7 protein-coding genes and 3 tRNA genes are annotated in these 6,499 nt (G+C 74.4%); 7 read left to right on the top strand and 3 right to left on the bottom strand.

The genetic code is table 11. The annotated features are described in order from the left end of the window. The first annotated feature begins 279 nt into the window (after positions 1-279). Positions 280-1,065: a thioredoxin domain-containing protein gene (locus ABZ924_RS18340; protein WP_361910317.1), complete on the top strand. Its 786-nt coding sequence runs from the start codon at positions 280-282 to the stop codon at positions 1,063-1,065. After that, on the top strand, positions 1,062-1,907 hold the full coding sequence (locus tag ABZ924_RS18335) for a cytochrome c biogenesis CcdA family protein (RefSeq protein ID WP_361910314.1): 846 nt from the start codon (positions 1,062-1,064) through the stop codon (positions 1,905-1,907). The genes ABZ924_RS18340 and ABZ924_RS18335 overlap by 4 nt, the downstream gene beginning before the upstream one ends. 39 nt (positions 1,908-1,946) lie before the next feature. Here ABZ924_RS18335 and ABZ924_RS18330 read toward each other — a convergent pair. The 3 genes from ABZ924_RS18330 to ABZ924_RS18320 all read right to left on the bottom strand — a co-directional run bounded on the left by ABZ924_RS18330 (position 1,947) and on the right by ABZ924_RS18320 (position 2,228). Next, positions 1,947-2,020: transfer RNA gene (locus tag ABZ924_RS18330), tRNA-Phe, on the bottom strand. A 22-nt stretch (positions 2,021-2,042) separates the two neighbouring features. Further along, positions 2,043-2,116 (bottom strand) — tRNA-Asp (locus ABZ924_RS18325). Positions 2,117-2,155: 39 nt separating this feature from the next. Beyond that, a tRNA-Glu gene (locus ABZ924_RS18320) sits at positions 2,156-2,228 on the bottom strand. Positions 2,229-2,355: 127 nt separating this feature from the next. Between ABZ924_RS18320 and ABZ924_RS18315 the strand changes: the two genes are divergently transcribed. The 5 genes from ABZ924_RS18315 to ABZ924_RS18295 form a co-directional block, all read left to right on the top strand. Continuing rightward, on the top strand, positions 2,356-2,706 hold the full coding sequence (locus tag ABZ924_RS18315) for a metallopeptidase family protein (RefSeq protein WP_361910312.1): 351 nt from the start codon (positions 2,356-2,358) through the stop codon (positions 2,704-2,706). Next, complete coding sequence (locus tag ABZ924_RS18310) at positions 2,703-3,230, top strand: CrcB family protein (RefSeq protein ID WP_361910310.1); 528 nt, start codon at positions 2,703-2,705, stop codon at positions 3,228-3,230. Before ABZ924_RS18315 ends, ABZ924_RS18310 begins: the two co-directional genes overlap by 4 nt. Then, positions 3,227-3,601 carry a fluoride efflux transporter CrcB gene (crcB, locus tag ABZ924_RS18305; protein WP_361910308.1) on the top strand — a complete coding sequence of 125 codons (375 nt, stop codon included), beginning with the start codon at positions 3,227-3,229 and terminating at the stop codon, positions 3,599-3,601. Before ABZ924_RS18310 ends, crcB begins: the two co-directional genes overlap by 4 nt. A gap of 151 nt (positions 3,602-3,752) precedes the next feature. Beyond that, entirely contained in the window at positions 3,753-4,259 is a 507-nt protein-coding gene (locus tag ABZ924_RS18300; protein WP_361910306.1) for a hypothetical protein, read from the top strand. 251 nt (positions 4,260-4,510) lie between these two features. Beyond that, on the top strand, positions 4,511-6,499 hold a 1,989-nt coding region (locus ABZ924_RS18295), incomplete at its 3' end, for a DEAD/DEAH box helicase (RefSeq protein WP_361910303.1).

Raw genomic sequence — 6,499 nt, 5'->3', positions numbered from 1 at the left:
CCGGGGGCGGGCGCGCCCCCCCGGGGCCCCGGCGGTCCGGGGCCGGCCGGCCGCCCACCCGGTCCCGGGCGGCGGGGGGGGCGCCCGGCCGGCCCCCCGCGGCGGCTGGGCCCCCTGCGCGCTCCCGCGCGCGCTGGCCTGCGTACGCGGGCCCGAACGGCCGGCGCCCGGCCCGGTGGAGCTGTCGGTGATGCGGGTGTAGGAGGGCCGGTCGCCCGCTGTGGCGTCCGCCTTTCATCCTCGCCCTCGTCCTTCACTTCGCAGCTCTGGAGCATCCGCATGCCCTCTTCTCCTTCCCCGTCCCCGTCCTCGTCCGGCAGTGCCTCCCGGCGCAGGCCGCTGCTGATCGCGGCCGCCGTCGCCGCAGCCTCCGTCGCCCTCGGGCTCGCCTCCTGGCAGGCCACCAAGCCCGCCGAGCGCGCCGACCGCGCCGACCGGGGGGCCTCCGCCTCGCAGCCCCGGTCCGCGGGCTCCGACGCTCATGCCGGCCTGGCCGGCCTCGCCCGGCGCGAGGCCGGCGACAAGCTGGCCGTGGGCCGCGCCGACGCGCCCGTCGTGCTGATCGAGTACGCCGACTTCAAGTGCGGCTACTGCGGCAAGTTCACCCGCGACACCGAGCCCGCACTGATCGCGAAGTACGTCGAGGACGGCACCCTGCGCATCGAGTGGCGCAACTTCCCGATCTTCGGCGCGGAGTCCGAGGCCGCGGCCAAGGCCGCCTGGGCCGCCGGGCAGCAGGACCGGTTCCGGCAGTTCCACGCCGCCGCCTACGCCCAGGGCGCCAAGGAGAAGGGCTTCGGCGAGGCGCGGCTGCTGGAGCTCGCCCGCGAGGCCGGGGTCCCGGACCTGGACCGCTTCCGGCAGGACATGGCCGGCGAGGCAGCCTCGGCCGCGCTGCAGAAGGACCAGGAGGAGGGCTACGGCATCGGGGTGAGCTCCACCCCGTCCTTCCTGGTCAACGGCCGGCCGATCGCCGGGGCCCAGCCGCAGGCCGCCTTCGCCGCGGCCATCGAGCAGGCCAAGGCCAAGGCAGAGGCCGCAGCCGGCGCCGGGGCGGCGCGATGACCGGCATCGGCTACCTCGCCGCCCTGCTGGGCGGCCTCCTGGCCCTGCTCAGCCCGTGCAGCGCACTGCTGCTGCCGGCCTTCTTCGCGTACTCGATCGACTCCCGCAGCCGGCTGCTGGCCCGGACCGGGATCTTCTACGCGGGCCTCGCCACCACCCTCGTCCCGCTGGGCGCGGCCTCCTCGACCGCCGGGCGGTTCTTCCACGGCCACCGCGACGCCCTCGTCCTGGCCGGCGGCTGGCTGATCATCGCCCTCGGGGTCGTGCAGATCCTGGGCCTGGGCTTCGCCCCGCGGCGGATCTCGGAGCTGTCGGGCCGGATCCGGCCGACGACCGCCGTGTCGGTGTACGCGCTGGGCGCGGTGTACGGGCTGGCCGGGTTCTGCGCCGGTCCGATCCTGGGCAGCGTCCTGACGGTGGCCGCGGTCAGCGCCAGCCCGGTCTACGGCGGGCTGCTGCTGGCGGTGTACGCGCTGGGGATGGCCGTACCGCTGTTCCTCCTGGCCCTGCTGTGGGAGCGCTTCGACCTCGGGCGGCGGCGCTGGCTGCGCGGGCGCCCGCTCCGGCTGGGCCGGCTGGAGCTGCACACCACCTCGCTGCTGTCCGGGCTGTTCTTCATCGCCCTGGGCGCGCTGTTCCTCGCGTACGACGGGGCGAGCGCCCTTCCCGGGCTGCTGGACGTGGACGACTCGTACGCGGTGGAGCAGCGGGTCCAGGCGGTCGCGGGGGCGGTGCCGGACTGGGCGCTGCTGGCCTCGGTCGCCGTGGGCGCGCTCGCCGTGGCCCTGGTGCGCCGGCGCAGCGCCGCCCGCGCCGGGGCGGCGCCGGCGGAGGAGGGGTAACGCAGAAGGCCCCGTCCGGGGGACGGGGCCTTCCTCTTGTGGCTGGGGCCGGGGTCGAACCGGCGACCTATCGCTTTTCAGGCGATCGCTCGTACCAACTGAGCTACCCAGCCACGAAACCGTTTCCGGTCTCAGCGATCCTGACGGGACTTGAACCCGCGACCTCCACCTTGACAGGGTGGCGAGCTAACCAACTGCTCCACAGGACCATGCAGTGTGCGAGAACCAGTCTTGCACACGGTAATGCGTACCCCCAACGGGATTCGAACCCGTGCTACCGCCTTGAAAGGGCGGCGTCCTGGGCCACTAGACGATGAGGGCTAAAGGCCCGCCGGGGCGCTTTCCAGCGCGTCGGGGACGTGAGAAGCATATGGGATGCGGGGACCTATCGCCAAAACGGTTTCCCCCGGCCCCCGGGGAGGGCCCCGGCCGGAGGGACAATGACCGCGTGCTGGAGATGACACGCGAGGAGTTCGAGGAGCTCGTCGCCGAGGCCCTGGACCGCATCCCGCCGGAGCTGACGCGGCTGATGGACAACGTGGCGGTCTTCGTCGAGGACGAGCCGCCGGCGGACGACCCCGAGCTGCTCGGGCTGTACGAGGGGACCCCGCTCACGGACCGCGGCGAGTGGTACGCCGGGGTGCTGCCGGACCGGATCACCATCTACCGCAACCCCACGCTGCGGATGTGCGAGGACCGGGAGGACGTGATCGCGGAGACGGAGATCACGGTGGTCCACGAGATCGCGCACCACTTCGGGATCGACGACGCCCGGCTGCACGCCTTGGGGTACGGATGACGCGGCCGGTCGAGGGCGCCGAGGCCATCGACCCGGACGTCGACCTGCACGTGCCGGCGCAGCGCGCCGAGCCGCAGGGCCCGGTCCTGGCGGCGGTCGCCGTCGGCGGGGCGCTCGGGGCCTCGGCGCGGTACGGGCTGGCGCTGCTGTGGCCGGCGGGGCCGCAGGGCTTCCCGTGGGCGACGTTCTGGACCAACACGGTCGGCTGCGCGCTGATCGGGGTGCTGATGGTGCTGATCGGGGAGGGCGGCCGGACGCCGCCGCACCCGCTGCTGCGGCCGTTCGCCGGGGTCGGGGTGCTCGGCGGGTTCACCACCTTCTCCACGTACGCGGTGGATTTCGCGCGCCTGCTGGACGGCGGCGAGGCCGAGCTCGCGCTGGCGTACGCCGGGCTCACGGTGGTCGCAGCGCTGGGCGCCGTCTGGGCGGCGGCCTCGGCGACCCGCCTCGCGGTGCGCCGCACGGCGGTACGGGCCGCGGCCCGGGCGGCGGCGCGGCGCGCTCCGGGGCGGAGGCGCGGGTGAACTGGCTGCTGGTGGTGGCGGGTGCGCTCGTCGGGGCGCCGCTGCGGTACCTGACGGACCGTGCGGTGCAGGTGCGCCACGATTCGGTGTTCCCCTGGGGGACGTTCGTGGTGAACACGGCCGCCTGCCTGGTGCTCGGAGCGCTGGCCGGGGCGGCGCTGGCCGGTGCGGCCTCCTCGCAGTTGGGGCTGCTGCTGGGGACCGGGCTGTGCGGGGCGCTGAGCACGTACTCGACGTTCTCGTACGAGACGCTGCGGCTGGCCGAGCGGGGCCGGCGCTTCCTGGCGGCGGCGAACGTGGCGGCCTCGGTGCTGGCCGGGCTGGGCGCGGTGGTGCTGGGGTCGCAGGTGGCGCGGCAGCTGCTGGTCTGAGCCGCCGCGGTGCGCCCGGGCGGCCGGGCGGATTGCGGACAGCCGGTGTCCCCAAGGGCGTGACTCTTACGGAGCAAAGGGAGTTGGGCATATTGACCCGCTCCCCTTGCGGGCCCTTTCCGCCCCTTCGGAGGTGCTTCCCGTGCGCCCGTTGTCCGCTTCCCTCCGACTGGCCGTCACCGCGCTCGCTGTCGCGGCCAGTACGGGCTGCATGAGCGTCGGCGAGAACGCCGCCAAGCCCGGCCCCTCCACCGCCGCGAACCACAAGAGCGCCGACGGCGCGGCCGGCGCCGCGGCCGGGCGGACCGCCGGGACCCGCGGATCCGGGCGCGGCGCGAAGGCCGGCGCGCAGGGCCAGGACGGCAAGACCGCCGAGGACGGCAAGGCCTCCGGCGCGACCGGGGCGTCACCGAGCCCGGGGGCGCCGGCCGGGCGGCCCGGAGCTCCCTCGCCCTCGGCCGGCCCGGCGGCGGGCGGGGCCGGGGGCCAAGGGCCGCAGCAGCCGCCCTCGGGCGGGGGCGGAGCCGGTGGCTCCGGTGGGGGGCCGGCCACGCCGCCCGCCCAGCAGCCGACCCCCGAGCCGCCCGTGAGTTCCCCCACTCCGCCGGCCTCTTCGCCGCCGCAGCCGGAGCCCAGCGCGTCGGCCAGCCCCGCCTAGGGGCAGGGGTCGCCCGAGGTCGGCAACCGGTATCGCCGCAGGTCAGGGCGGATCGGGGCGGAACGACTTGCCAGACCCCCGGATGGGTGCGTATGGTTATAGATCGTTTGATCCCATTGCCCGGCGCCGAATCCGAAGAGCGCCGTGTGGCGCGTACTCTCCCTAGCCGTGGCTGACCGCATCGAGGCGGTCGATTTGCGATTCACGGAGTTTGGGCGCGTGCCGAGACTCCGGAAGGTTTCGCATTTCGCATGTCCATTTCCAGTTCTGACCGTGCCGTCATGCCCGAGAACGACTCCAACGAGATCGTCGAGGCCGTTGAAGCCCTTGTGGTGACCGAGGCCATGGAGGCCGCGGAGGCGGACGAGATCATCGAGGCCCTCGAGGCCGATGTGACCGCCGCCGACGACACGCACGAGGACGGCGCGGCCGACGCCGACGCCGAGCCCCAGGTGACCTTCGCGGACCTCGGCCTGCCCGAGGGCGTCGTCCGCAAGCTCGCCCAGAACGGTGTCACCACCCCGTTCCCGATCCAGGCCGCGACCATCCCGGACGCCCTGGCCGGCAAGGACATCCTCGGCCGCGGCCGCACCGGCTCCGGCAAGACCCTCTCCTTCGGTCTGCCGACCCTGGCCCGCCTGGCCGACGGCCACACCGAGAAGAAGAAGCCCCGCGCGGTCATCCTCACCCCGACCCGCGAGCTCGCCATGCAGGTCGCCGACGCCCTCCAGCCGTACGGCGACGTCCTCGGCCTGAAGATGAAGGTCGTCTGCGGCGGTACCTCCATGGGCAACCAGATCTACGCCCTGGAGCGCGGTGTCGACATCCTCGTCGCCACCCCCGGCCGTCTGCGCGACATCATCAACCGTGGCGCCTGCTCCCTGGAGAACGTCGAGGTCGCGGTCCTCGACGAGGCCGACCAGATGGCCGACCTGGGCTTCCTGCCCGAGGTCACCGAGCTGCTCGACCAGGTCCCGGCCGGCGGCCAGCGCATGCTCTTCTCCGCCACGATGGAGAACGAGATCGGCACCCTGGTCAAGCGCTACCTGTCGAACCCGGTCAGCCACGAGGTCGACAGCGCCCAGGGCAACGTCACGACCATGACCCACCACGTCCTCGTCGTGAAGCCGAAGGACAAGGCGCCGGTCACGGCCGCCATCGCCGCCCGCAAGGGCCGCACCATCATCTTCGTCCGCACCCAGCTGGGCGCCGACCGCATCGCCGAGCAGCTCGTCGAGGCCGGCGTGAAGGCCGACGCGCTGCACGGCGGCATGACGCAGGGCGCCCGCACCCGCGTCCTGGCCGACTTCAAGGACGGCTACGTCAACGCGCTCGTCGCCACCGACGTCGCCGCCCGCGGCATCCACGTCGACGGCATCGACCTGGTCCTCAACGTGGACCCGGCCGGCGACCACAAGGACTACCTGCACCGCTCGGGCCGCACCGCCCGCGCCGGCAAGTCGGGCGTCGTGGTCTCCCTCGCCCTGCCGCACCAGCGCCGCCAGATCTTCCGCCTGATGGAGGACGCGGGCGTCGACGCCTCGCGCCACATCGTCGGCGGGGCCGGCGCGTTCGACCCCGAGGTCGCCGAGATCACCGGTGCGCGTTCGCTCACCGAGGTCCAGGCCGACTCCGCGAACAACGCCGCCAAGCAGGCCGAGCGCGAGGTCGCCGAGCTCACCAAGCAGCTGGAGCGCATGACGCGCCGCGCCGCCGAGCTGCGCGAGGAGGCCGACCGCCTGGTCGCCCGCTCCGCGCGTGAGCGCGGCGAGGACCCGGAGGCCGCGGTCGCCGAGGTCGTCGAGGCCGCCGAGGCCGAGGTCGCCGCCGTCGTGGCCGAGCAGGCCGCGCAGGCCGCCGCCCAGGAGCAGCGCAGCTTCGAGCGCCGTGACGAGCGGGGCAACTACGAGCGCCGCGACAACCGCCGTGACGACCGCGGCGACCGCGGTGACCGTGGCGGCTTCCGCCGCGACGACCGCCCGTCGGGTGGCTTCCGTCGCGACGAGCGTCGTGACGACCGTCCGTCCGGTGGCTTCCGTCGCGATGACCGCCCGTCGGGTGGCTTCAACCGTGACGACCGCGGTGACCGTGGCGGCTTCCGCCGCGACGACCGCCCGTCCGGCGGGTTCCGTCGCGACGAGCGCCGTGACGACCGTCCGTCCGGTGGCTTCCGTCGCGATGACCGCCCGTCGGGTGGCTTCAACCGTGACGACCGCGGTGACCGTGGCGGCTTCCGCCGC

The sequence above is a fragment of the Streptomyces sp. NPDC046876 genome, from assembly GCF_040645035.1.
In the GTDB taxonomy this organism is placed as follows: Bacteria; Actinomycetota; Actinomycetes; order Streptomycetales; family Streptomycetaceae; genus Streptomyces.
Note: the sequence above shows the minus strand (reverse complement) of the source record. Positions and strands in the feature narration are given on the sequence as shown.

What these genes read in the sequence shown, in the direction of transcription:
- ABZ924_RS18340 (WP_361910317.1), top strand. Translation starts at nt 280, where the DNA reads ATGCCCTCTTCTCCTTCCCCGTCCCCGTCCTCGTCCGGCAGTGCCTCC.
- ABZ924_RS18335 (WP_361910314.1), top strand. Translation starts at nt 1,062, where the DNA reads ATGACCGGCATCGGCTACCTCGCCGCCCTGCTGGGCGGCCTCCTGGCC.
- ABZ924_RS18310 (WP_361910310.1), top strand. Translation starts at nt 2,703, where the DNA reads ATGACGCGGCCGGTCGAGGGCGCCGAGGCCATCGACCCGGACGTCGAC.